This window comes from Bradyrhizobium sp. CSA207 (assembly GCF_029051685.1).
Lineage (GTDB): Bacteria > Pseudomonadota > Alphaproteobacteria > Rhizobiales > Xanthobacteraceae > Bradyrhizobium.
On record NZ_JAACFT010000054.1, the window covers coordinates 1 to 24,924 of the forward strand.

At 58.8% G+C, this 24,924-nt stretch carries 24 protein-coding genes and 4 pseudogenes; 10 read left to right on the forward strand and 18 right to left on the reverse strand.

Annotation, left to right across the window (positions count from 1 at the left end; genetic code table 11):
• The 8 genes and pseudogenes from phnH to GWG65_RS37175 all read left to right on the forward strand — a co-directional run.
• Positions 1 to 462: phosphonate C-P lyase system protein PhnH (gene phnH, locus GWG65_RS37140; RefSeq protein ID WP_275200366.1), on the forward strand; the 462-nt coding region annotated here is incomplete at its 5' end.
• A complete protein-coding gene (locus GWG65_RS37145) occupies positions 459 to 1,643 on the forward strand; it encodes a carbon-phosphorus lyase complex subunit PhnI (protein WP_275200367.1) in 1,185 nt (394 codons plus the stop codon). The genes phnH and GWG65_RS37145, both read left to right, overlap by 4 nt.
• Complete coding sequence (locus tag GWG65_RS37150) at positions 1,633 to 2,502, forward strand: alpha-D-ribose 1-methylphosphonate 5-phosphate C-P-lyase PhnJ (protein WP_275200368.1); 870 nt, start codon at positions 1,633 to 1,635, stop codon at positions 2,500 to 2,502. Before GWG65_RS37145 ends, GWG65_RS37150 begins: the two co-directional genes overlap by 11 nt.
• Positions 2,499 to 3,278, forward strand: coding sequence for a phosphonate C-P lyase system protein PhnK (gene phnK / locus GWG65_RS37155; RefSeq protein ID WP_275200369.1), 780 nt, complete (start codon positions 2,499 to 2,501; stop codon positions 3,276 to 3,278). Before GWG65_RS37150 ends, phnK begins: the two co-directional genes overlap by 4 nt.
• A 14-nt stretch (positions 3,279 to 3,292) precedes the next feature.
• Positions 3,293 to 4,027: a phosphonate C-P lyase system protein PhnL gene (phnL, locus tag GWG65_RS37160; RefSeq protein WP_275200370.1), complete on the forward strand. Its 735-nt coding sequence runs from the start codon at positions 3,293 to 3,295 to the stop codon at positions 4,025 to 4,027.
• Positions 4,028 to 4,320: 293 nt separating this feature from the next.
• A pseudogene (locus GWG65_RS37165) lies at positions 4,321 to 4,617 on the forward strand (DUF1045 domain-containing protein); the annotation flags it as partial.
• Between the two features lie 144 nt (positions 4,618 to 4,761).
• Positions 4,762 to 5,445 carry a phosphonate metabolism protein/1,5-bisphosphokinase (PRPP-forming) PhnN gene (phnN, locus tag GWG65_RS37170; RefSeq protein WP_275200385.1) on the forward strand — a complete coding sequence of 228 codons (684 nt, stop codon included), beginning with the start codon at positions 4,762 to 4,764 and terminating at the stop codon, positions 5,443 to 5,445.
• A gap of 71 nt (positions 5,446 to 5,516) precedes the next feature.
• Positions 5,517 to 5,663, forward strand: a complete 147-nt coding sequence (locus tag GWG65_RS37175; RefSeq protein WP_275200386.1) for a LysR family transcriptional regulator — start codon at positions 5,517 to 5,519, stop codon at positions 5,661 to 5,663.
• A gap of 3 nt (positions 5,664 to 5,666) precedes the next feature.
• Here GWG65_RS37175 and GWG65_RS37180 read toward each other — a convergent pair whose 3' ends face one another.
• Genes GWG65_RS37180 through GWG65_RS37205 form a run of 6 tightly spaced genes read right to left on the reverse strand, consistent with a single transcriptional unit; the run spans position 5,667 to position 12,342 of the window.
• Positions 5,667 to 6,416: an NTP transferase domain-containing protein gene (locus GWG65_RS37180; protein WP_275200387.1), complete on the reverse strand. Its 750-nt coding sequence runs from the start codon at positions 6,414 to 6,416 to the stop codon at positions 5,667 to 5,669.
• Positions 6,413 to 7,126: an HAD family hydrolase gene (locus GWG65_RS37185; RefSeq protein ID WP_275200371.1), complete on the reverse strand. Its 714-nt coding sequence runs from the start codon at positions 7,124 to 7,126 to the stop codon at positions 6,413 to 6,415. The genes GWG65_RS37180 and GWG65_RS37185 overlap by 4 nt, the downstream gene beginning before the upstream one ends.
• Positions 7,078 to 9,030 (reverse strand): 2-phospho-L-lactate transferase CofD family protein, encoded by a 1,953-nt coding sequence (locus GWG65_RS37190; protein ID WP_275200372.1) that lies wholly within the window; start codon positions 9,028 to 9,030, stop codon positions 7,078 to 7,080. Before GWG65_RS37190 ends, GWG65_RS37185 begins: the two co-directional genes overlap by 49 nt.
• A gap of 14 nt (positions 9,031 to 9,044) precedes the next feature.
• A complete protein-coding gene (locus GWG65_RS37195; RefSeq protein ID WP_275200373.1) occupies positions 9,045 to 10,049 on the reverse strand; it encodes a glycosyltransferase family 2 protein in 1,005 nt (334 codons plus the stop codon).
• A 21-nt stretch (positions 10,050 to 10,070) separates the two neighbouring features.
• Entirely contained in the window at positions 10,071 to 11,867 is a 1,797-nt protein-coding gene (locus tag GWG65_RS37200; RefSeq protein ID WP_275200374.1) for a hypothetical protein, read from the reverse strand.
• Positions 11,868 to 11,913: 46 nt separating this feature from the next.
• Entirely contained in the window at positions 11,914 to 12,342 is a 429-nt protein-coding gene (locus GWG65_RS37205; protein WP_275200375.1) for a hypothetical protein, read from the reverse strand.
• A 210-nt stretch (positions 12,343 to 12,552) separates the two neighbouring features.
• Here GWG65_RS37205 and GWG65_RS37210 point away from each other — a divergent pair, with 210 nt between their 5' ends.
• Positions 12,553 to 12,750, forward strand: coding sequence for a hypothetical protein (locus tag GWG65_RS37210; protein ID WP_275200376.1), 198 nt, complete (start codon positions 12,553 to 12,555; stop codon positions 12,748 to 12,750).
• A 128-nt stretch (positions 12,751 to 12,878) separates the two neighbouring features.
• Positions 12,879 to 13,924, forward strand: a pseudogene (locus tag GWG65_RS37215) (IS256 family transposase).
• 300 nt (positions 13,925 to 14,224) lie between these two features.
• Here the strand turns inward: GWG65_RS37215 and GWG65_RS37220 are convergent.
• The 12 genes and pseudogenes from GWG65_RS37220 to nifS form a co-directional block, all read right to left on the reverse strand.
• A complete protein-coding gene (locus tag GWG65_RS37220; protein ID WP_148742996.1) occupies positions 14,225 to 14,599 on the reverse strand; it encodes a DUF4189 domain-containing protein in 375 nt (124 codons plus the stop codon).
• A 362-nt stretch (positions 14,600 to 14,961) separates the two neighbouring features.
• A pseudogene (locus GWG65_RS37225) lies at positions 14,962 to 15,739 on the reverse strand (IS5 family transposase).
• A 360-nt stretch (positions 15,740 to 16,099) separates the two neighbouring features.
• Complete coding sequence (locus tag GWG65_RS37230; protein WP_148742995.1) at positions 16,100 to 16,372, reverse strand: hypothetical protein; 273 nt, start codon at positions 16,370 to 16,372, stop codon at positions 16,100 to 16,102.
• 672 nt (positions 16,373 to 17,044) lie between these two features.
• Entirely contained in the window at positions 17,045 to 17,314 is a 270-nt protein-coding gene (locus tag GWG65_RS37235) for a DUF6129 family protein (protein ID WP_187436231.1), read from the reverse strand.
• An 11-nt stretch (positions 17,315 to 17,325) separates the two neighbouring features.
• The gene (locus GWG65_RS37240; protein WP_148742994.1) at positions 17,326 to 17,685 is read right to left on the reverse strand and encodes a hypothetical protein; all 360 of its coding nucleotides are present in this window, start codon (positions 17,683 to 17,685) and stop codon (positions 17,326 to 17,328) included.
• Positions 17,682 to 17,936, reverse strand: coding sequence for a nitrogen fixation protein NifZ (locus GWG65_RS37245; RefSeq protein ID WP_148742993.1), 255 nt, complete (start codon positions 17,934 to 17,936; stop codon positions 17,682 to 17,684). The genes GWG65_RS37240 and GWG65_RS37245 overlap by 4 nt, the downstream gene beginning before the upstream one ends.
• Positions 17,933 to 18,253 (reverse strand): nitrogen fixation protein NifZ, encoded by a 321-nt coding sequence (locus GWG65_RS37250; protein WP_275200377.1) that lies wholly within the window; start codon positions 18,251 to 18,253, stop codon positions 17,933 to 17,935. The genes GWG65_RS37245 and GWG65_RS37250 overlap by 4 nt, the downstream gene beginning before the upstream one ends.
• Before the next feature lie 1,086 nt (positions 18,254 to 19,339).
• On the reverse strand, positions 19,340 to 19,564 hold the full coding sequence (locus GWG65_RS37255; RefSeq protein ID WP_148742991.1) for a 4Fe-4S binding protein: 225 nt from the start codon (positions 19,562 to 19,564) through the stop codon (positions 19,340 to 19,342).
• A gap of 16 nt (positions 19,565 to 19,580) precedes the next feature.
• Entirely contained in the window at positions 19,581 to 21,134 is a 1,554-nt protein-coding gene (nifB, locus tag GWG65_RS37260; protein WP_148742990.1) for a nitrogenase cofactor biosynthesis protein NifB, read from the reverse strand.
• Positions 21,135 to 21,558: 424 nt separating this feature from the next.
• Positions 21,559 to 22,848 (reverse strand): annotated as a pseudogene (locus GWG65_RS37265) (S9 family peptidase); the annotation flags it as partial.
• Positions 22,849 to 23,367: 519 nt separating this feature from the next.
• Positions 23,368 to 23,589: a putative nitrogen fixation protein NifT gene (gene nifT, locus GWG65_RS37270; RefSeq protein WP_148742989.1), complete on the reverse strand. Its 222-nt coding sequence runs from the start codon at positions 23,587 to 23,589 to the stop codon at positions 23,368 to 23,370.
• Positions 23,586 to 24,779: a cysteine desulfurase NifS gene (gene nifS, locus GWG65_RS37275; protein WP_148742988.1), complete on the reverse strand. Its 1,194-nt coding sequence runs from the start codon at positions 24,777 to 24,779 to the stop codon at positions 23,586 to 23,588. Before nifS ends, nifT begins: the two co-directional genes overlap by 4 nt.
• Positions 24,780 to 24,924: the final 145 nt, after the last annotated feature.

Here is a 24,924-nt window from a genome sequence, read left to right on the forward strand (position 1 = left end):
CCCTTGAGTGAATCGCTCGCCGCGATCGCTCTGACGCTCGCCGACGCCGAATGCCCGATCTGGCTTGACTCGGCACTGTCAACGGAGCCGGTCAGGCGCTACCTTCATTTCCACACCAACGCACCGCAGGTTGCCGACCCGAGAGCTGCGATCCTCGCCTTGATCGGCAATGCCAGTTCCCTGCCGGCGATCGGCGACTTTCATCCGGGCGAGGCCGCCTACCCCGACCGATCTACGACACTCGTCGTCCAGGTGCCGGCGCTCACGGGCGGGTCCGCCGTCCGCCTCTCTGGGCCGGGGATCGAGACTACCGCAAGCGTCGCCCCCCGAGGCCTGCCGGACTGGTTCTGGCCGGCCTGGTGCAAGAATGCGGCACGCTACCCGCTTGGCGTCGACATCTTTCTCACCGACGGCCGCGCCGTCATCGGCCTCCCGCGCTCCGCCAAGGCCGCACAGTCATGATCACTTCCATTAAGGGCGGCGAAGCCGCTATTGCCGCCTCGCACCGTTCCCTCGCCAAGCGCCGGCGCGGCGACCCGGCGATCGCCAATCTCGGCGTTGACCAGATCCGCGAGCAGTTGTCGCTCGCCGTCGACCGAGTGATGAGCGAGGGTTCGCTTTACGACCCGGCACTGGCGGCGCTGGCGATCAAGCAGGCCGAGGGGGACCTCACCGAGGCGATCTACCTCTTGCGCGCCTTCCGGACCACACTCACCCGCTTCTGCTACGCCGAACCGGTCGACACGGCGGCTATGCTAGTGCGCCGACGGATCGCGACGACCCACAAGGACGTACCGGGCGGCCAGCTCCTTGGGCCGACCTACGACTATACCCAACGCATCCTCGATGTCGCGCTGATGGGAGAGGTGGGAAGTGACGACCTCTCCGATATCGATGGCATGGGCGAAGGGACAAACCAGGGTGGCACCGGAGATCCGAGGCCTGATACGACGGGGTACGTGTTTACGAAAGAATGTGGTGTGCTGGCGCAGGCCGACATTGTCGAAAGCGCCCAGCCGGACGCGGAAGGGCACGTCGCAGATATCACCCGCGACCCGGTAGTATTTCCGTCGCGACGAGACGAGCGGCTGCAAGCTCTCGCGCGCGGCGACGAGGGCTTCCTGATGGGGCTGTGCTATTCGACCATGCGCGGCTATGGGCGCAACCATCCCTTCGTCGCCGAGCTGCGTTACGGCGACGCCACCGTCGTCCTAACCATCCCAGAACTCGACATGCCGGTTGGCATCGGCACGATCCGTCTTACCGAATGCCAAACCGTGCATCTAACTACCGGCGATGGGGCGCTCCCGCCGCACTACACGCGGGGCTACGGACTCGTCTTCGGCCACGGCGAACGGAAGGCGCTCTCCATGGCGATCCTCGACCGGTCCTTGCGGTCCGCCGAACTGGGCGAGAGGGTCGCTTACCCGGCCCAGAACGATGAATTTGTCCTCTCACATTCCGATAGCGTCGCGGCCTCTGGCTTGGTGCAGCACCTCAAGCTCCCGCACTACGTCGATTTCCAAGCTGAGATGCAGCTGCTGGGGCAGATGCGGGCGGAATATGCGCAACGGCGCGCGAAGCCCGGTTCCGAGACTATACCCGGATCGGCCCCGATCACGGAGGCGCATTGTGGAGGCTGACCTCATATTTGATGATGACGCCATTGGATACAGCTTCGCTTATCTCGACGAGATGACGAAGCGGATGATCCGGCGAGCAATCTTGAAGGCGGTCGCCGTGCCTGGCTACCAGGTGCCGTTCGGCAGCCGCGAGATGCCCCTCCCTCCCGGCTGGGGCACTGGCGGTCTGCAGGTCACAGCGAGCATTCTCGGTCGGGATGACGTTCTTAAGGTGATCGACCAAGGCGCCGATGACACCACCAATGCCATCTCCATCCGCCAGTTCTTTGCCAAGGTCGCCGACGTCGTCACCACCGAGCGCACTGGGGAAGCGACGATCATCCAGACCCGCCATCGCATTCCGGAGCGGGCACTCACGGAGGATCAGATCATCGTCTTCCAGGTGCCTAATCCAGAGCCTTTGCGACGCTTCATTCCAGAGGAAGCAGTTGCTCGGAAGATCCATGCGTTCGGTCGCTACGGTGTGATGTATGTGCGGCTCTACGAGGATATTTCCCGGCTCGGTTACGTCGCGATGTCGGCTGATTATCCGGTCATCGTCAACGGCCGCTATCTGGCCTCGCCGTCCCCAATTCCGAAATTCGACAATCCGAAGCTTCACCGCAGCCGGGCACTCGCCATCTTCGGCGCGGGGCGAGAGCGACGCATCCACGCCATACCACCCTTCACCGATGTTAACAGTCTCGATTTCGTCGACCATCCATTCACCGTCCAGCATTTTGAGACGTGCTGCTCAGTTTGCGGCGCCCAAGACAGCTATCTCGACGAAATCCTCCTCGACGATCGCGGCACCAGGGCCTTTGTGTGCTCGGATACCGCTTATTGCGCCGAGCAGCGCGACAAAAGGATCGATGCATGAAACCGAGAGGGAGAGAAGTTCTGCGCGTCAAGCGTCTCTTCAAAACCTTTGGATCAGTGCCAGCCTGCAGGGCGGTCTCGTTCTCGCTACGTCAGGGAGAGGTTCTCGGCATTGTCGGCGAGAGCGGCTCGGGCAAGTCGACGCTGCTCCGCTGCCTTGCTGGCCGCATCCAACCAGATGACGGCACCGTCCTAATAGCCTCAGATGATTACGTCGTCGATCTCTGGGCGATGGACGAAGCCTCACGCGAGCAATTCGTACCGACAACGGTTTCACTCATCCACCAGAACCCGCGCGACGGATTGCGCCTCGAAATTAGCGCCGGCGGCAATATCGCCGAACCTCTGATGGCTGCGGGCGGCCGCCACTACGGCTCCCTGCGTGCGACGGCGCTGGAATGGCTTGAGAAGGTCGATATCGACGGGCGGCGCATCGACGACCTGCCGGAGGTGTTCTCAGGCGGCATGCAACAGCGGCTGCAGATCGCTCGCGGACTCGCTACCCACCCTCGCCTCGTGCTGATGGACGAGCCGACCGGCGGCCTCGATGTCTCGGTCCAAGCAAAGCTCCTTGACCTGTTGCGCAGCCTCGTCCTCGAGCTTGGCATTGCCGTTGTTGTTGTCACCCACGACATCGGCGTGGCGCGTCTGCTCGCGGACCGACTGATGGTGATGCAGCGCGGGCGAGTGATCGAGGAGGGGCTCACCGATCAGGTGCTCGACGATCCTCACCACCCCTATACGCAACTACTCGTCTCCTCCGTGTTGCACGTCTAAGGAAAGGGAGCGTCATGACCATCCTCGTCAGCGTCAGCGGTCTGTCCAAGACGTTTACACTTCATACTCAGGGCGGCACAGAAATCGACGTTTTCGACAGCATCTCGCTCGATGTCCGGGCGGGTGAGTGCGTTTGCCTGCACGGCCCCTCCGGGGCCGGCAAATCGACGTTGCTGCGCTCGCTCTACGCCAACTACAAGCCAGATGCCGGCCGCATCGCCGTCCAACACGACGGCGAATCGATCGACCTGGTCAGCGCTGAGCCATGGGAAGTGGTAGACATGCGCCGCCGCACCATCGGCTATGTCAGCCAGTTCCTGCGCGTCATACCAAGGGTTTCAACGCTGGATATCGTCGCTGAGCCGGCGATCGTGAACGGCGTTCCTTCAGAGGCGGCGTACGCTACGGGCCGTACACTGCTTTCCCGGCTGCGCATCCCCGAGCGGTTGTGGTCTCTGGCGCCTGCCACTTTCTCCGGCGGTGAGCAGCAGCGCGTCAATATCGCCCGCGGCTTCATGGTCCGCTACCCGGTCCTGCTCCTCGACGAGCCGACCGCTTCGCTCGATGCCGCCAACCGCCAGACCGTGGTCGAATTGATCAACGAGGCCAAGTCACGCGGAGCTGCCATCGTCGGCATCTTCCATGATGAGGAAGTACGCGAGGCTGTGGCCGACCGCCTATTCGAAGTGGGCCAGTCGCTCGTTCGCAAGCCTCGGCGCAGTACCGCAGCAAGGGAGGCCGCCGCATAATGCCCGAACCATCCTCGCCCCGCTACGCAATCTACTACACGCCAGCTCCGGAACACCCGCTAAGTGTGGCGGGGAGAGATTGGCGTGGGCGCGACGCGTATGCTGGAGGCTTGTCCAGAGCTCACGTTGAACTCACTGGAGGTTCTGCGCACCTGGCGCGCCGCACTCTGACGACCGCGCCGCGACGCGACGGCTTCCATGCGACCCTCAAGGCGAGCCATTTCAGCTGAAGGAAGAGTGTTCGGTTGAGGAACTGGAGGGGCACTCCGTAAGTTCGTGGCGGCATGGCCGCCATGCCCATCAGCCCTCTGAAGATTGAGTTGGTCGGCGGCTTCTTCGCCCTGGCTCCCGTGAGTTCGATCCCCACCCTGCGTGGCTTTGCCTCACACATCGTCGACGAGTTCGATCGCTTTCGGGCCCCTCAGCCAGGCCGACTTTCAACGGCGTTTGCGCGGGCCGCTCGATGATACTGAGACCACACATCTTGTGCGATGGGTTATCCTTATGTCTTCGATCGCTCTCGCTTCCACATGCCCCTGACCGATCGCGTTCCGGCCGAAAGCCGGGCCGACGTGCGGAAGAAGTTGGATGCGGTCTTCACGCCATTGCTCTTCGAAGACTACACCATTGATACTCTTTCCTTTTTGTTCAGGAACATTCCAGCGCAGGTTTTATCGTGCGGTCGCAGTTTGCCTTGGGTAGCCGTACCCTCCTCAAAGAGGCGGTATGAGCTCATGAGCCCTGCCCGCGGCCATCTGGTTCTCGTTGTTGGTCCCAGTGGAGCGGGCAAGGACGCCCTGATCGACTTTGCCCGTGCCCAATTGCAGTCCGATCTTAATTTTCATTTCGTCCGCCGGATCATTACCAGGCCTCCTTCCGTCGGGGAGGATCACGAATCTGTCGACCTCGAAGAATTTCAACGTCGAGCCAGCGCTGGCATCTTCGCCCTGCATTGGCAAGCGCAGGGGCTTTTCTACGGGATTCCTGCGGCAATCGAAGACCAACTCGACCATGGTAAGGCCGTGGTCGCCAACGGCTCTCGAGCGATAGCGCCTCTGGCCCGTCAGCGCTATACGCAACTACGTGTGGTCAATGTCACTGCACCGGTTGAGGTCTTGTCCAAGCGCTTGGCGGGACGCGGACGAGAAAGCGATTCATCATTGAAGCAGCGGCTTGCGCGAAGCAACCTGAATCCGGTCGACGGAACAGACGTGCTGCACATAGACAACGCCGGCACCCTGAACATCGCCGGTGAGCGGTTCATCGATGTGCTGCGGACCTGCCATCAACCAAGCACCGTCGCGAGCCCCCTAAGTGACGGAGTGACGGCCAGCAAGATCGATACAATGAGGGAGAGCAAAACAGAAAAAACCTGGTCACCGACAACTCGCCATAGGGCTTCGACCGCGCCCGTGTAATTTCGAGATCTACGCTGGGCGATCGTCGCGTTCCAGCACGAAGCCTCCGTCAAGCGGCAGAAGCGCTCAACATCAAGCAGTCGACTCTTAGTCGCCGCTTGCGCAATCTCGAATGCAAGTTGGGCAGCACTCTGTTCGAGCGCACAAATGGCGGTACGCGACCGACCATCCACCATTCGAATGGCTTTCGTTCTCCTTCGTCAGCAGCGAGGTCTTAAACTCTATCTCAGCGGGATCGATCGAAAGAATACCATATCATCAATGGAATTGACCCCCCGTGCTTCGCGGGCATCTGTCACGACCAGACGGCGGACAGTCCAGCCATGCCCGGCAAGGAACGGCAAGAACGGCAGAAAGTTTATCTCTCCGGTCGTCTCCCCAAGCGATGCCCGTGACAGATACGCATCCCAGGCTGGTTTCAATCCGGTCACCGACAAGACAAATGTCCCGATGTCGTTCCAGCCGTTCGGCGCGCAGGCATCGCCTTCTCGAGACTGTCGAACGGCGATCAGCGTGTCCTCTGCACCGAAAACATATTCGGCGTACGGTTGGGACAGCGAAGCAACGGGCAAGACGACTGTTTTGGGTGATGCCGCATGCAGCGATAGCGCACCGGAGAGCGTTTGCGGCGAAACGAAAACCTGATCTCCCCAGATGACAAGAAGACATTCCGCGCCGGACCAATTGTCATAGCACCCGAAGATAGCGTCACCCATTCCAATTGGCCTCGGTTGTACGCTGGTCGAAATGCGGTCCATTCTCGGGTCGTTCTTCAGGGCCGCGTGAAAGACAGCCTCACCGTCGGGGGAAAGCACGACATGGACGCGATCAACGATCTCCAAGACCTTATCCCGGAGCACTGACCAAATCGTCTCATCGTCATTCAACGACGCAAGAATCTTGGGACGATCGAGCCCAAGGCGAGTACCTCGTCCGGCCGCCGGAATGACCGCACACGATCTTAACTTCACAGAGCCACCGAGTTCTTGTTGGCGATCGTCGCATGCAACTTCGTCAAATCCGAGAAAAAGCAATCGACGATAGATTCAACTCCTCGATTGTTCACGCCGGCGACCGAAAGATTTGCGGCACGCGCGGCGATCACGCCCGATTCCGCGTCTTCGATCACGATCGATTCCGACTTCGTCAACCCGTTCCGTTGCAGACACAGGAGGAAGGGATCCGGGAAAGGCTTTCCCATTTTCACATCATCGGCGGAGACAACATCTTCAAAAACATCGAGGAGGTTCAGCGCGGCCAGGGCCGTCCGAACAGTAGGACCTGATCCTGATGTGACAAGAAACAATCTGTAACCCTCGTTCGCGCCTTCTCGCAAAAGCTCGCGCGCGCCGGGCAGAAGAGATAGTCGACCGCGATGGACGAGATTCCGATAACGCGTTTGCTTTTTAGCGCTAAGCCGCCGCACCTCGGCTTCATCGGCAATTCCGAGTCGCCGAAAAGCATCCGATGTCATAAGCCCCTTCAATGGCTCATACGAGAAGCCGGAAATAAGAGTAGGCCTCTCCTCCCGCACTACATCATAAAATGCTTCGGCATGAAGCGGCGCCGAATCAATAAGGGTACCGTCGAAGTCGAACAGGAAATTGCGAAAATGCGCTGGGTCGAGCATTCTCAACTCATCAATCCAACGAGATTTAACAATCCACGCTTCAATCGCCACCGCGATTCCGTGAAGCCTCTAAATGTGCGATAGAAGACAGGGAGTTCGGCGATCTCGACGTAATTTGCGATGAGCTGTTTGGACAGTGATGCCGGAGTCACCCTGACGGAGTCCTTAAGTTGAGCAAGACATTTCACATGTTTGCGTCGGTAGACCCGGAATCCCGTCAGCGGATCGGAAAAAATTACGCCAAATCGCATGACAAACAATAGCGTCAATAAGAAAGCGCCCGTACGGCTAAACCAGAACAGCAACTTTCGTTCACCGTAAGCCGCTCTCAAGGACAAATTGAACTGACGTCGACTCTGCGTCCTGGAGCCGTACACGGCGCCGAAGACGCTGTCCCGAAGGGCCGCGACACTCGTTTTAACATCGCGAAAGCGATATTCGCCATCACCTGTGAGGGTCACAAGGTAATCGGTATCGCCTTGGCCGATCCAGCTCATAACCTCGCTGACTTCGGGAAACGACCCGGGGTGGTGCGTGGTTTCAATCGAGATGCCAGGCGGCAACGTGTTTTTTTTGAACGGTATGACATTGAAACAAAGGCACACCTTGGAAAAGTCCGACCAGTCTATCTCAAGAAACTCCTCGACGAGCCCCTGTGCTGCGGACGATCGATTGAACAAGTCCATAAAGATTCGAAGTGAGGGCTTGTGTTTCACCGCACCATTATTTTCCCAGATCCCCAGCAGTTTTCGAACCAGCGCATAGCCATTGTGGACCTTGGGCGGATCACCGCGACCGAACTCGCCCGTTACCAGTGATGCGCCGCGATATGTCTCTGCTTTCACAAGCTTATCATCCGTAAAACGGAGCGCGTTAGCGAGAGTGCCCGGATTGTTGATGAAAACGTGGGTGATTACCTGATGCTGGTTTTCGCTATCTTTGGCGTGGTAGAGCGCCTGGTCGACGAGAATCTCCACCGTCCATTTCTGGATATCGTTGTCGGGCTCCAGATTCGTGACAAGCGCCTTCATCTCTGCCGGCGCTCGTCGCAGCGCATCACCAGCGATTCGATAACTCGGGAGCAAGGAGGAATGTTGGGTTCCAGGTCCGTAAACGATAATGTCAGCTTGCTCGATAGCGGACCTGGCTTCTGACGAAAGCTCAATGGGTGCTTCTCGTTGCTTGAGCCATGATAGTTTTTCAGCCAGGGAGGAGTTTGCTACTGCGTTCCATTCATCAGGCAAGATCGCTGACGCCAAAAAGACGGTATCGGCGATCGGAACCTCTGATTGTACACCGACAACGTCCGCTTCGCGCGGCAGTAGCTGGCCGTCTGCCTTCAGCCCAGCCAGAATCCTGTTTTCGCCATTGCTCACATTCACGAGCACCGCTTGGGAGTCGACCAGCCGGCCTGTCTCCCGCACAGCTGCATTGAAGTTCCGGCCATTCTCCAGATATGCGCCGGCGAAAATCAGATTTCCCACTGAACAGTCGCGAAAATCGAATGGCTCGGGGGAATTCTGAGCGTAGCCCAGAAAGATCCCTAAATAGCGACGGACCCCTGCCACCGTCGGCGGATAGAGCTTTTTGACGAGCTCGGCAAACCGCGGATCCAGCTCTTCATAGTTCTCCGTCTCAACAAAGGTGCGTAACGCAGATTCTTCGGCCGGGCCGAACTCTATCGGCAGCCGCAATTCGATGAGATTTCTAAGGGCGTACTGCTGATCAGAATACAGATCCAGTAAATAGGAAAGATTCTTACGAAAATCGGATGGTCCCAACATTCCAGGAATAAACTTGCGCAGTGCCCCAGTTGAGAGCCCATCGTCGTAGGCATTCACCAGCAAGGTCAAATCGACGTTTGACCGCCTGAGAAACTCCCGAATAATGGTTGCACTGCCACGCCCTCCGCAAAATAGCGCAACCTTGACCTGTTTATCGTGCGTCACCGTCATCATGGAGATCCAAGTTATTTCAAAGGTTGCTGCAGGACACCAAGTTGGATCAGTAACAGGCGAAAACCCAGATAGCAGACGAAGAGCAAGCGGTGGATCGAATCCTTGACGAGCCTCATGCTGCTGGCCCCGGACGTTCGTGGACGATGAACTATCTCGACCTCCATTATGTCGATTCCGGCTTCAAGGAGCTTACCCGTGATTTCGGTCGAAGAGTTCATCCCCTTGGCTTCGAGGTTTAGCGAACGAATTAGCGGTCCGCTGACGAGCTTACAGGCCGAGTTGAAGTCCTTGAGTCGGGTGCCGTAGATCAGATTGCATGCGATCCCGCTCGACCAAGTGCCGAAGCGTCTGAACGTCGTGTCCTTCTTCTTTCGGATTCCGATCGCGGCTGATGTTTCGTCCCGACGGAGCACTGACAGAAGTAGGGAGAGGTTCTCGATAGGAAATTGACCATCCGAGTCGATCAACAGCACCCAATCCAACAGTGTTGCCTTGATAGCTGCCGTCAAGGCTACGGCGGCACCCAAATTTTGCGTGAAATCGACCATCCGCAACTCGGGATTTGCCTTGGCTAGTTCCCGAAGTATCTCTCCGGTGTTGTCATCACTCCCGTCGTTACAAACGACGATTTCAAAATCGCCGATATCTGATGACTTGCGAAGAAACGCTATCCACGAATCCACCACATGGCGGATGCCAGCTTCCTCATTGTATGCCGGCGCCGCAATTGACAATCGAAGAGTATCATTCGGCGTGGACTGCGATGTCAGCCCTAGGCGTTCTCCGGACTGTTTGGCCATCTCTTTGCCGTGCTCAAGATACCGGCTGTATGTATGATAAGCGCCGGGCAATTGCTGAAATTGAGCGACCAGCCTAGATCTTGCTTTGCCTTTTCGATAGAGACGAACGAATCCTGATCGGCGGTCTGGTAAACCCACCGGTAAACGTGGGACAGCCGAAGGTAGGTTCTCGGGGAGTCCGGTTCCCAGGCCAGCGGCGAGGATCACAGGTTTCACGATTGGCTCCGTTTCTTGCTATCATTGTCGCCTGGCTTCACGGCAGGACTGCTCCGCCTTCGCGATGGGCCGTAGGGGCTTGAACAAAAACTGCCTGTGAGCATTCGGATCATCCCCGTCATTAAGGGGGGTTTCGAACGCAGCGGCGGCGACGTAGTCCGCCTGGTGGGCTCCAAAGGTGGCCATGACACTGGCTTGATCAAGATGATGCGGGCCCGTCGGCTCGATCAGTACCCACGCTTTGGCCAGATCGGCGCAGTTCTCACGCCCGAGCGCTTCCGCCGCGGCGGCGTTACTGCCGGAATAGGACACGGTCGGCCATGGTTGACCGAAGTGTGCTGGGCTACTGTCCCATGGTCCGATCAGAAATGGTAGACCTAGGGCGCGCGTTTCGAGCACAAATAGCAGGCCCGGCGAGCGGCCAGAGAGATCGACCACGGGGGTACTGACTTCAAGGCCGGCCGCACGAGCCTGGGCTCTGGCCGTGGCCAGATAGTCGTGGACCGGTTGCGAGAGCACCAATTGTCCACCGCCCGGCAAGGGTGTGACAGCGTTATAAGCGCGTAGATCTTTCACCTGATGGTGCGGCTTGAGCATGGCAGTATTGATCACTGATGCAGTGAGAAATTGTGCCAATACCGTCAGGGGCAGTAGGGTGGCGGCGCCGCGTCCCTGTTGCGCAAGAGGGCTCAGGAAGGTAACGACCGCGAGCATCCAGAACAAGGCGGTCATCGAACCGGCGAACCAGTAATTGAGATTGGAGCCCAGCGCGGACATGTGCGGCAGTACCAAAAAGGTTAACGCTAGAGCGATGCTGGTGGGAGTTTGGGAGCGCAGAACCAAACCCTCACGATTGAACATCGCGCCAAGGCATATGAAGGCTGGCACTAGGAACAAGCTCGAGGGAATGATGCTGATCGGATCGGTCCCCAGCAGCGCAATCGCTATTGTTAGGATCAACACCGCAGCAAGAGCCAGCGATGCGAGCAATTCGTGCGTAGGCCCGATGAGAATAGTGAGCAGAAGAGCTGTCGCCATTAACACAGCGATAGCGAGTTGCCCGCGACTGGCTTCGAGCCAGTCGATCCGAAGGATGAAGGATACCTCGTGCCGGGCACCCAGCAGGATTTCCAAATCGGCGCTGTTGACCATGCGGGTGACCAGCCCGGTGACACCGCGATCGATCCCGTAGGCGGTAACGATCAGTAGAGCGAGAGCGACCAGCGCTGCGCCAAGCAAGGGCAGCACCGACTTTCGGCGCAAAACGACGACATAGAGCATAACGAGGAGGGCAATGGCCGCAGCGGTGGTTGGCTTAGCCATGAAGCAGAACCAGCCGCCAATGCCGACCAGGATCCATCCAACGATCTGGCGGACGCGCCCTCGCCGATCGGCTAGCAACAAGCCGATCATTACCATCAAGACAGATTGAAAGGTGAGAGTGAAGTAGTTGGGGGTAAGTAACCACAAATGAAAGGCGACCAATGACAGGCTGGCGATTCCTGCCGATAGCACCGCCGCCTGTGGCCAGCCCACTGTCCAGAGGCGCCGGATCACAAGGAAGCTCAACATCCAGCCCAGCGCCATGGTGAGCGTGACGTTCGCCATCCGAAGCACAGCGATGTCGCGCCCTGCCCACTGATATGGCCAGTGATAAACGAAGCCAAAAAGGGACGGCGGACTATTGATTGAGTAGGCGAATGGGTTTGCGATGGAGTTGAGGTGGAAACCTTCGGCGCTCAGATTGAAACCGTAACTGCTGTAGTATAGCAGCCAGGCGAAAAGGATCGCCGTGGTTACCGCGGACAGAGCCAGCAAAGTCCGATCCCGCAAATCTGACAGCGTCCTTCCGTTGGCAAAGCGGTTACTTTTGGCATAGGCCCTTCCTGACAGTTTCATAGACGAGACCCATTCCAATGGATATCAGCCTCAAGAAGCTTTTAACTGGCCTGAGCCCCGCGATCTGCTCCCATAACTGGTAGGGTCCTCGGCGGGTGGTGGCATGAAGCCGATCCCGTTCACGAGAGGCCAGATCATCGGGATATTGCGGAACAGGAATCTGGTGAGCAGCGGCGGCTTTTGAATTTCGTGCAATCGAACTCGACCTTGAAGGATGGCGGGCGCGCATGCCCCTCCAGGCATCGAGCAACGGCTCGATAATCTGCTTGAGCCCGGCATTGTTCGCCAGCAGGCTGCACACATGACGCTCAAATACGCGTCCTGGCCCCTTGGGAACGACTAGGCCGAACGTATTCATCAGACCGCGGATCTGGTTGGACAGCTGGGTTGTCATCTTGAGCGTTGGTTGCGCGCTGCGACCAGCGTGCGAACCAGCGTTCTGTCAAAGCTCCACGGGCCGAGTACTCGGCCGCTGCCAAGGTCTACGTTGAATCATTCAGGAATGTTTGGTGGGTGAACGGCGTGGTTCTAAAATGCAAGCGCGGCCGGCTGTGAATTGCCGGGGTATCTCAGGCAGGTTGGCACGATCAACTTGGGTTTCTGCTTGTATGTTGTTCTTACGCCACGCGAACGCACCAACTCTGCTCTTGATCAGTACGAGCTGGCCGTCGATGAGATCGTCTCCGCCTGTAACGGTGATCTGCACAGTGCGCTTCGAGCGCTCATGCTCCTCAATGAGCAGTTAGAGCAAGAGCTGGCGCTTATGAGCGGGGTCCGTCCTCCTGACGAGTGGCTGCATTAAAGTGACATGTGCGCGGTGAGTGGAATAACCAGCGGGTCGTCTCGGTCCCCGCGTTGCGTGCTCCGGATTACGTGCACTGGATACTGGGATAGACTGGAGATTGCCAAGTAGCGAAAGCTGGCGCCGCGGTGCAGGAGACACTTGAAGCCGAGATGACGGAGACGCTGGGGGCGGAAAAAGGGGCGCGCTCTGAAGCCCGGCTTGGCTATCGCTCTGGCTACTACACGCGCTCGCTGATCACGCGGGTTGGCAAGATCGAACTGAAGGTTCCGTAGGACCGCCAAGGGCGGTTCTCGACCGAGCTGTTCGAGCGCTATCAGCGCTCGGAGAAGGCGCTGGTGGCGGCGCTGGCCGAGATGTACGTGCAAGGCGTCTCGACGCGGAAGGTGAAGCAGGTCACCGAGGAACTGGTGGGCCATTCCTTCTCGGCCTCGGCGATCAGCACCATCAACAAGCGGCTGGATGCCTCGCTGAAAGCGTTCTGCGAACGCAAGCTGAAGTAACCGTTTCCCTATCTGATCCTGGACGCCCGCTACGAACGGGTGCGAGAGGACGGCATCATTGCCAGCCAGGCGGTGCTGATCGCAATCGGCGTTGACTGGGAAGGCCGGCGCCAGGTGCTCGCGGTCGAGCTCGCCAACCGGGAGAGCCGATCGAGCTGGAAAGAATTTTTGGAAGCTCTGAAGGCCCGCGGCCTGCACGGAGTGGAGTTCGTGGTCTCCGATGATCATCCAGGGCTGAAGAAAGCTATTCCCGAAGTCCTCACCGGGGTGTTCTGGCAGCGCTGTTACGTGCACTTCCTCACGAATGCGCTCGACTATGTGCCGCGCAAGGTCGACGACGATTGCCTGCTGGAGCTGCGCTGGATGTACGAACGGCGCGATCTCACAGAGGTGCGGCGCGATCTCGCCGCCTGGCTTGCCAAATGGAGCGGCAAATACCCAAAGCTCACCGCCTGGGTGGAGGAGAACATCGAGGAGACGCTCACCTACTTCCGCCTGCCGCTGGCACACCGCATGCACATGAAGTCGACCAACATGCTGGAGCGGCTCAACGAGGTATCAGGCGACGCACCTATGTGGTGCGTATCTTCCCCAATGGCGAGAGCTGTCTACGGCTCGTCCGTGCGTTGACCGTCGAACGCCATGAGCCTTGGCTCGCGGACCGTCGCTAGCTGAACATGGATCTGTTGAAGGACCACAAGAAGGAGGCGTTACGCCAGGCGGCCTGACGATGCTCGGGCCCCAAAGGGATGGACGCCACCCCTCTCCGCCGCCGTCGCTCGCCTGCTGCGCTTCTGGGTGAGGCGAGCGACGGCGGCTCCGAGGGGATGGCTCGGCCGAATCCCATGATCGATTTTGCTGAACCTGACGCACAGAACTCTCTTCAGTCGCGGGGTTCGGCTGGATATGTCTGCTGCGAATTTGGGTTCGCCTGACCTCCTTCCTTAGGGCCCTTGGCTTACTGAGGGGCCTTAGTGGCAAACCCAGGCCCGCAGTTTGCAGTCCTCGTCGCCGGTCTCATTGCATCCGGCCAGCGCGCCTTGTTGCGATAGCTCCTCTTCAAATTCACCAAGTGGGTGGGACCACCACGCGCGTCCCAGCCGGCGTCCATTGCCTATGGCAACGGCGGCGCAAGCGTTGCTTTCGTAAGTTTCGATTTGGCAATCCGAGCCGCCCTTGCGGCGACAGTCGAGCAGGGCCCACCGTTTAGCGTGCTTTTGTGATCTACACCCGTGCGAGACACCGACCACGTCATCTGGTTTGGAGTATGCGATGGCCCCGGAGCCGGCGAACGCGGTAGTGTTTGAAATGAACAGCGCGAGGACGCCGATTATTAGTTTACGCATTCACTTTTCTCCATTTGGATTTGAGCATCGCACCGATTGGCGCCTATTGCCCTACGGCGAGATACAGCAAGGGCCGTGCCAGCGCTCCTCGCGCGCACTAAGCGCCTAATTGTGCTTTGAAACAGTTCGCGATGCGCAAACGGCGCACGGTGTTTTGAATCTCACAGCTTTGTGCACCGCTGTCAGAAAGCTGACAAGGATCGAGAGGCTGACGCATCCGGACCTTGCCACACGGACTTGATCCGGGTTGAAGGCAATTCCTTTTTGGCAATGCGCGCGGCGCCCTGGGAGACTTGCACCGCCAACCGCTGCAAGAGGATTTCACGGTCCATGCCGCGCTTACAGCAAACTAGGGTACAGACTCAATTGAGCCAATATGCGACGAGAGCGGCGAGCTGAACAGCGGCTAAGAAATTCCGGGCGAGCTTGTCGTATCATGTGGCGATGCGGCGGAAATCCTTGAGCCGGCAAAAGCAGCGTTCGATGACATTTCGGCCTCCGTAGGCGCGTTTGTTGAAACGATGAATGACGACACGGTTGGATTTATTGGGAATGACGGGCTTGGCGCCGGGACCAGCGATTTCGGCGCGAAGGTTGTCCCCGTCGTACCCTTTGTCTGCGAGAAGCGCGCTCATGGTCGGTGCGAGCGCCAGAACATCGGGCGCGGCAGCGATGTCGGCATCCTGACCTGGGTCAGATGCAGGACGACCCGGTCGGCAGAGCGGATCGCTCAGCGCATGGACTTTTGTCGTACGGCCTCCCCGCGAGCGGCCGATTGCCTGATTGTGCTCCCCCTTTTCCGCCGGAGGCACAGCGATGAGCTTTGATCGAAGTCGAGTCGAGCGACAGCACGACGGCATCTTTGCCAGGTTTGGCCAGTGCTTGAAAGATTGCGCACCATCGTTCGCGCTTGGCCCAGCGATTGAAGCGATTGTAGATCATCGTGTAAGGACCGTATTCGCGCGGACAATCACGCCATCGCGCACCCGATTGCAGCATGTGAACAATACCGCTGAAGATGCGCCGGTCGTCTCCCGATCCGGCCCCGTTAGTCCCGTCGGCAGATGAGGTTCGATACGAGCCCATTGCCTGTCATTCAACCAAAACAAACCCGCGCGCATTCGCTCGCCCCCGAATCAAGAACACGGAGGCAAGAGACTCACGTGGCGCTATTTAGGTACAGACCCTAGCAGCGAGAGACAGCTCAGCGCCGAACGACGTCTGCCGGCCGAGCTGATGATCCGCCGGCACGCTCGCGGACCGCATTTCCGGGTGGTAGATCTATATTCACAGATGCGCCTTTATCGGTCGCTGATTGAAACCATGACAATCGATGAGGTCTAGGCCAAGTGGGCCGGTCTATCGGCAGACCGGTCAGCTCGCTCATCGCGCGAGCTGACCCTCGGACGCAGGGACCTGAAACGATCAGCTGGCCCGGCGGTCGTAATCCGCCTGGCCGGCTCGATCACGCCTGTCAATTTCCGAAAATTGAACCATATCTCAGCGCTGGTGACCCAAGCCAATCCCCAAGGTACGTGCTTTCTGTCGTAGAGACCCCTCGGATCGCTTCATCAGCTTTGAAACCCTAGCTACAGGGGTGCGGGCCTTTGAGTGCTCTTTGAGCAGCTTGACGTCATCCTTACTATACTCTTTGCGCTTGGCGGCTTTTGCCACGTGATGTTCTCCGATTTCGTTTTGCACATTTGCCTGTAGCGCCTTGTTTTTGGCGTAGACGCAACTGCATCCCATTACCATATCAATGGTGATCGACAACTATTCAAGCGGATTTTTCTCTTCGAGATAAGAACTGGAACTACACGCGAATTTGTCCTCCCTGGATGTTTATCTGCGTGACAAACCGATTCTCGACATGCACGTTACCCAGCTTCAACATGGAAGCAAGCCATAGATAAGGGACGCTTGACGCGTCTTCGAAAGACAACTCGAAAAGCGCTTCTTGCTTGAATGCTCCGACCTCAGCTCACCAAGACATTTCGTAGAATGGTATTTCCAGGCGCCAGTATTGATGGAGTAGCGCTGGATCGGCCGGGACACTCGCACTGCCTCACTTGCGCGCGCATCATCAACCGGCCGCCACGGCGAGTGCCCGGCGTCACCGCGCGAAGAACAAACGTCTTGTCCTATTTTCCGAAGGCCAGCGGCTTTAAGTGAAAGTACTCACAAAGGCAAATCTTGCGATGCCAGATCCTCGTCAGCTGATCGAGCACGGCTCGCCCGTCCTAATTTGATCTGCCGCAGCATTCTTGATCTGATTAGCCACGTTGAGATACCCAGGCAATTCCGCTGCGAGAACGATCGCTTGCCCCCGTCTCATGGAGCCGACGAACGAGCGTCGTGATTCCACGGGCTGGTCACTACCGCATGGCAAACAACCTGCGGGCCTGCCGTCGTGGGTGAGTTTGGCACCGGCAGGCGATTGCTTAATCATGACTTGCCAGAGCGCTTGGCCAGCACAATGCCGGTGGCGCGCTGCGGATCATTCGTAATCTGTGCACAGTGACCGCCACTGTCGAGCAGATGCAGGTCGAACTGTCCAACCCGGCGGAACGGTGTCTGCGTCATGTCGGAAGCCTCGCAACAGATCCAGGCGAGATGTGGAAATTTCTGCCGGAGCATCAGGCAGGGCTCAGACGCTGTATCAATAGTGGCGAGCGTCTGCTCGATGTTCGTCAATTCACCTGCTGCGAGCACCATCTCCACAATCCTTATTGCCAGAACAAACGTTCAGGGTCGGCGTTCAGAACCGCTGTCGCCAAGTCAAGCCGTTGATGGGTCGAATGCCACTCCCAGACGCCCTTGCTGTGATCTTTGCGGAACAGCTGCCATGCTGCCCCAGTCCTATCGTGGTGCAACAGCGCGACGTCGACGAGGCCTCCCGGCGCATCGATATTGCCTGAGCAGCACGGGCTCTCGACAAGATAGCCGCCGGCAACCCCTGTCACCTTTGGCGGGACATATCGGTAGCGCTCGCGCCTCGTCAGCGCGCGCGCGATCCGCCACCGGTCGAGCTCGTTGGGATGCGCAGGCAATCCGGAATGATGTCGTCTGTTGATTGCGGCGTTCATTGCGCGATGTTCTGGACTGCGGAGATTTCTGCCTCGAGGCAGCCAACCACCAACTGCTTGCCGAAGTCGACCATATAGATGGGTAGGTTCGCTTCCGTATGGCGACCGACCTGGACGATCTCACCAATGCGCCCTACGCTGACCAGACACTCTTCCGCCGACGCGTTGGGAAAGGAACCGTCGTTGAGCAGATCGATTGCCGCCTTGACACGTTGGCCTGATCGGTATTTTGGCAACCTTGGTTCGATCATCGGGGTGCTGCTCCTGACAAGAAGGGGTCCTCGGCTCCGCGGCTTCGCGTGACTAGATCAAGCTCTTTGCATTTCATGCCGACGCGATAGCCGGATTCGAGGAATTCGACCCCATAGATATAAAATTGTTGCAGGAACGTGCCGATCGAGACGACATAGCCAAGCTCGCCTTTCTTGACCAGAACCTCACCGATCTCCTTGCCCACGTAGGTGCCGTCGTTGCGGATGGTGCGGTTGGCCCGCACCTTGTCGCCATAATCAAAGAAGGGCGTGTCCGTCAACTCGACGATGTCACTATCCCGGGCGATGTTGCTCATGCTGCCGTCCCCGTTCCATGCTTCAACTGTACCGCGCCTCGCGAGCGCCCGGCGTTACGAACCGCCCTATCGTGATCCTCGATCAACTCCGTCGATTCCCGCACCGCGGCGCGGCTTGCGACCACGTATTGGATGAGCCAACCGGGATGACGGTGCGTCAACATCAACGCCCGCACCCAAAAGCGGATGCTTGAGCCGCGAGCCTATGATTGATGTTGAGGAAGCCGCCGATGCTGCACGCGAGTCCGTCGTTGACGCAACGAGCTTGAGCCGGCAGCAAGCAGTGCGGTTCAGCGCGAGACGCGCAGCCGGCACAATCGACCTGATTGCCCCGGCAACTGAGGGCATCGTGGATGACATCACTCATGGTCCCGCCCATCCGCTTGAGCGTGCCTCACAAACCTTGGCGCCAATCTTGTGCGCGGGACTGCCCCCAGCAGTCTCTCGACTGCCGCCGTCCTTCCTCGAGTTGCCCGAGACGCATCTCCAAGTGGGCAACAAGCCTTGAGCGAGAACAGGAAGACGCACGCGAGGCGCTCTCATAGCAGCCGAATTCGGGCTTCGTGGCACGACCGCGCCGGTCGGCAGCAAAATCATCTCCGCATCACGACCGCCTTGGCTTGGCACAGGTTGATTTTCTGCATCTTCATCGAGGTGATAGGATAACCTTGCCGCCCTGCGAGGCTCGACACCGTGCGACCAACACAGGACTCGATGAGGACGCTCTCGTTTCGCTCGGATGACCGACTGAAGAAGACCTCCGGCATGAATGTCGCATGTTCAATGATAGCCCCAGGTGACTGGATTGATATCGCGGAAGACGGGTCCGCTCTTGGTGGACCCATCGGCGAAATCGATCCTCGACGCTCAAGACCGCGGCCTTCCGGCCGGCAGGAATAGCTTGACGCAGTCCCGCCGACGTTCGCGTCGCCACAATATGGCTTGGCAACTGGCACCTCGGCGACCAGGGCGAGCCGTCCACCCGGTTTGGGAGGGCGACAGCCGCGGCCGGCGGCTCGTCAAGGCGGAGCATGATCCGCCCGAGTTTCTGAACCGCTAGTGTCGTAGTGGCATCCATCGTGGCCCTCAGGCAGGCTTCTGATAACGCGGCAGCGCCGTGTCGAGCACGCATGTGTAGTCAACCGGGCAAACCGCCACGCATTGCGGTTCGTCAAAGTAGCCGGCGCACTCGGTGCATTTCTCAGAATCGATCAGGAAAGCGCCGGCTACCTCGGAGATAGCGAGGTTCGGGCATTGCGTTTCGCACGCTGAACAGCCCGTGCATTGCGAGGCGATGATCTTGAACGGCATTGTCTGAACCCATCCTTCAGGCGGCGGAAATCAGCGCATTGTGGCGGGCCGGATCGACCCGCTCAACGTGCTTGACCTTCCCCTCATTGACTTTATCGAGATAGAGTTTGAACCAGGCGATCGCCGAGGCATCGATGAACTCGCAGGCGTACTGATCGACCGGCTCGATGCCGGCCTTGATCAATTCGGCCTTCGGGCAGCCGCCGATCTTTGACACGAATACGGCGAGGCAATCCTTGATGGCGCCGATGGCGATTTCGAGCTTGCTGTCCTCGCCATGGCCGCCCTGGCAATAGGGATGGATAGGACGATGACCAACGAATTTCGCGCCTGAAGTCGAGAGCTCGTAGATCTGGAACTCCTTGGCATGACCGAAGTGCTGGTTGATCAATCCCGACCCCTTGGTTGCAACCGCCACCAGCACCTTGATTTCGCTGGAAGCGCTGGCGAGCCCCGCAAGCTCCTCCTGCTTGGCCGCAAGCTTTGTGATGCGCGCCTTCTCGACTTTGGCCTGATACTCCTTTCGGGGCTGCTCGTCGTATTTGATGTCCATCGCCATGATCTTTTCCATGGTGAACTCCGAGCCGCGGTCCTCTCCGAGCAGTCCGACGGCGTCGGCCCGGCACTGGCGACAATGGCGCATCATGTTCATCTTGCTTTCGCAGCTATCCTGCAACGCTGTCACTTCCTGTGCGGTCGGGCCGCGTTGCCCCCTGAGACCGAACACGGTGCCGTGCTCGGGCGACGATATCAGCGGCATCACATTATGCAGGAAGGCCCCGCGCGACTTCACAGCCTTGTTAACCTCAACCAGATGCTGATCGTTAATCCCGGGAATCATCACCGAGTTGACTTTGCATAGGATGCCGCGCGCGGTGAGCATCTCCACGCCCTGGAGCTGCCGATTGCTGAGGATGCTTGCAGCTTCAACGCCGGTGTAGCGCTTATGGCGGTAAAAGATCCAAGGATAGATCTTTGCACCAATTTCGGGATCGATCATGTTGATCGTGATCGTCACGTGATCGATCTTGAGTCTTGCGATCGTGTCGACATGATCGGCTAGCGCAAGACCGTTCGTCGAGAGGCACAGCTTGATACCTGGCGCGAGCTTGTTCACAAGCTCGAACGTCTTGAATGTCTTGTCCGGATTCGCTAGCGGATCGCCAGGGCCGGCAACGCCGACCACGCTCATCTGAGGGATCGCGGAAGCGACCGCCAGCACCTTCTTGGCGGCCTGCTCCGGCGTCAACTTCTCGCTGACAATGCCGGGGCGCGATTCGTTGGCGCAATCGTATTTACGATTGCAGTAATTGCACTGGATATTGCAGGCGGGTGCAACCGCGACATGCATGCGGGCATAATGGTGGTGCGCCTCCTCGCTGTAGCAGGGATGGTTCTTCACCTTTTCCCAGATCTCATTTGGCAGATGGCCGATGCCGGCCTGAGATCCGCAGCTCGCCTTCCCGCTGCCGCCGATCGTACCGCAGCCCTTGTGCTTAGTGACCGCTTGCATGGTCTCGTTGATCTCGCCGCCGTCGCAGGACACCTGGTGTTGCGCTGAAGTACTCATTTTTCCAATTCTATTCGCAAGCCGAACTCTTCCGGCAATCATCCCCAGAGTCGTTTCTGAAAAGCCAAGAGCAACTGGCGTGCCATGCCTGCCACAAATGACTTTTGCGGTTCGCTTCAAGTAGTTAGGTAACGCCCGCTCGAATGTCAGTTTTACAACTCATGTTGGAAAGCTGACAGAGATTGCGATCACAAGAGCGCTGGCAGCGTTGTTTTGACGACGGGTTGGCTGCTTCACCTATGCCCTTGGCAAAAAGCAGGCGGGTGGCGTCGTTGAAAGTTGATCTTGTCGTCAAAATGTGACGCCTGTGCAAAGCACAATCCGCAAAAGACTTTCCGGACGCTTTGAAGGACAACTTGATGCAGCGAGCCTTAGTAGATGCAGACGAGAAGCAGCCCCGTTACCGATCACGCGGGCTCCTACGTACCGGCCCGTTGTCGGTCTGTCTGACCGGGCCGGTCTGTAAATGGGGAATTCGCTCACCGTCGATCGAGATAGCCTCATGCCGCGTGACCACGCAGTGCTCCGCGGCAAGCGTCTTCTTCGCCTGCTTCAGCACGGCGGCACTGGCAACGCCCCGCTCCATCAGGATGAGGGACGGCGGGGTGAGCGGATCCTCGACGTGGGCCAGCAAGTCGCCATTGCTCTCGGACGGATCGTGATCGAGAGACCAGATGTCGACGAGCCAAGATCAGGAAGCCCGCCCAATCGCTCGCGGTTCCAGCCATTATCGGATGGCGTGCAGATCTCGAAGACTGGCCGGAGTTCGTCGAGAATACAAGGCACGAGCTTGCCCGCACTCCAAAAGAAGCTCTGCAGCGCACGGCGCGGGCCCGGCTCGAAGAGAACCTCGAACTGGCGGCTGCCCGCCAGAAACACCGGCAGCGAGATGACGATTACCATGTCCGCGGCATAGGTCTGCCCTGCCACAGACCAGGATTCGCGCGGCTTCAGGGCAAGCCAGTTGCGGTGCGACTGCATCCAGATGTTACTTGGCAGATCGAGCCTCGTCTTGGCGCCCGTTTCATCGCCGAGCCAGACCACACAATTGGAGACGTCTGTCGCATCGAGGAACCAGATCCTGGGCGGCACGACAGTGTCGTCAACACTGCAACCCACTGACACATGAGCGGCCCTGGTCTCAAAGATCACTGCCGCTTGTCAACATGCGTGCCACGCCGCCACAGCCTCACGGTGCGCGCATAGCCGGTGGTCGCGGCCATGCCGTCGCCTTGAGAGCTTAACAACACCAGCGTATCAGAATCGAGCCATACGCCGCTACCTTTGGCTTCGGGCAAGATAAAGCCATCGTCGATGAAGAGCTTCGTGTCAGTGTCGAATTCACGCAAAGTCACGGCATCGCTTCCGCCGCGCGATAGACTCAAGATCCACCGCGAATGATTTCCTGGCGGTGCGGGCGTGGCGTTCAGAAGCCGGTCCTCGCCTTCGCTGACGGCGAGTTGATCGAGCTCGAGCAGGATCTCCCATGATGGGTTCGGCCTGCGATACTCTCGCGGCCAGAGGCCGCGTGGATTGTTGGCGTCCTTCCATAGGTTGTAGAGACACCCGCCGCGCCGACATAGGGGATATTGTCGGGCCGGTCGTAAATCGCGGTCAGCGCATCTCTGTCTCGTTCGGCTGCCGGTCCGCCAAACACCTCCAGCGTTCTGCTATTCTGCCGCTTCCCGAAGTTCAGCGCCCGCGCGCCTTCGATCTGTTCCAACCATAGATAGGGATCATCATCAGGCGCGGAGGGCGTTGGCCTTCCACTTCGCGAGTTCGTCGAGGCTCTTTGTTTGATGGTTCAAGGATTTGCATGGCGGACGTCGCATCACGATTTCTAAGCTTACGACCTGGCCCGGCGCGAGATTCAACCCTCTCGAAACTGAATGTTGCGGAGTTACAGCCGGTTGGCCTGACGCAGTGAAGACGCGCGGAATACAACGAGCGGGCTGGCGATGTGGGCGCAAGGGGGCGTCGAAGGCCTCCCCGATCAACGCCATCGCTGGCCCGGCGCCTCAGTGCTGAGCTCAGGCCCAGATTGCCTTTGGCACCGCGCTGCGATCTTGGTTGCGAAGAACGCTACGAGGGCTTCCGGAGTGATCAGTACGCTCGGTCGCGCCAGGCCCAAGCCAGGGAATGGTGTCGCGTTCCTCGCAGGTGCCGGACCGCCCCGCCGAGAATAGCTTCCGCATCCGCCGGTTGGCGAGGTTTTGTGGAACCGCAGCATTCATCATTCGGTTGCTTCGCCGCCGCGCTTCTTGGCGTTGATAGTGATTGGTAGGGTGGTGTCACTCGCCATCGCGGGTAGGTCGAGCACCCAGCCGTTCGCGATTCTGATCCAACCACCCCACAGCGTCTCGTGCTCCCATTCGACAATCGGCTCCTCAAGATCCTTCTTGGGCACATAAATCGAAAGGCCCGTCTCGGGCGAACGGCGAATCATGACCTTCATAGGAGCTCCGCACGTTGTGAGCTCTCGCCCGCGCGCTCCTGACACGCACGCCACAAGGCTCTCTGTTTGGCAGTGATGTCCGGCAGGACTTGCAGGACACGGTCGATCTCATCCGGCGCCGTCTCGCGCGACAGCGAGAAGCGAACCGCACCGCGCAAAAAGGCCGGTGGTACTCTCATCGCGCGCAGGACATGGGATGGCTCCATCGAGCCGGACGCGCAGGCTGAACCGAGTGAGACGGCAATTCCGTTGCGGTTGAGCTGGTGCACGATAGCCTCTGCTTCGAGATGCTCAAAGGCAATGTTCGACGTATTTGGCAAACGGTTCTTGATTTCACCAAGCACCATGCAACAGCCGAGCGCGAGAATGCCTTGCTCCAGCCGATCGCGAAGGACGCCAATCTGCATCTGCTCTTGTACGAGGTGTGCCGCAGCGAGTTCGGCCGCCTTGCCGAGCCCAACAATACCCGGAACGTTTTGGGTACCAGCGCGGCGACGCCGCTCCTGTGGGCCGCCGAAGATCAACGGCCGTAACTCGACTCCCTTGCGCACGTACAGGGCGCCGATTCCCTTCGGGCCATGGAGCTTATGGCCAGAGAGCGACAGCATGTCGATATCCGTAGTCTTCAGGTCGATCGGAATCCGCCCGACCGCTTGGACCGCGTCGGTGTGAAAGATCGCGCCGACCGAGCGCGCCATCTTGGCGAGGGATTTCACCGGAAAAATGGTACCGGTTTCGTTATTGGCCCACATGACCGAGACGATCGACGTGCGCTTTGACAATGCGTTGCGATAAGCCTCGATATCCAATCTGCCGCTTGCATCGACCGGAATCAGATGGGTCTTGATTCCTCGTCGGCCCAGTTCCTTGATAAGGGACAGCACGGACGGATGCTCAACGGCGGTCGTGACGATCTCGTCGCGTCCCTCCTGCACGGCGAGTGCGGACAGGATCGCTGTGTTGTCGGATTCAGTCGCGCCCGAGGTGAAGACGATCTCATGATCGAATGCCGCGCCAATCAGGGCCTGCAGCTTCTGGCGCGCCTGTTTCAATGCGGGCGCAACCTCAGTGCCGAATGCATGCGCGGACGACGCATTGCCGAAATGCGCAGAGAAGAACGGCAGCATTGCCGCGACCACCAAAGGATCTGCACGGGTCGTCGCGTTGTTGTCCAGGTAGATCGGCCGCACGGGCTCTCCCCTCTGCACTTAACGTCCTACTTTGGAGCCGGGGAGCGGGACTCGGCCGCACTCATCGAGCACGGCGCGGATAATCCGCTCGCGATCGAAGGCTCAACAGTCAAAGACTGGTTCGTTGGCTCATCCTTCAGGCCCA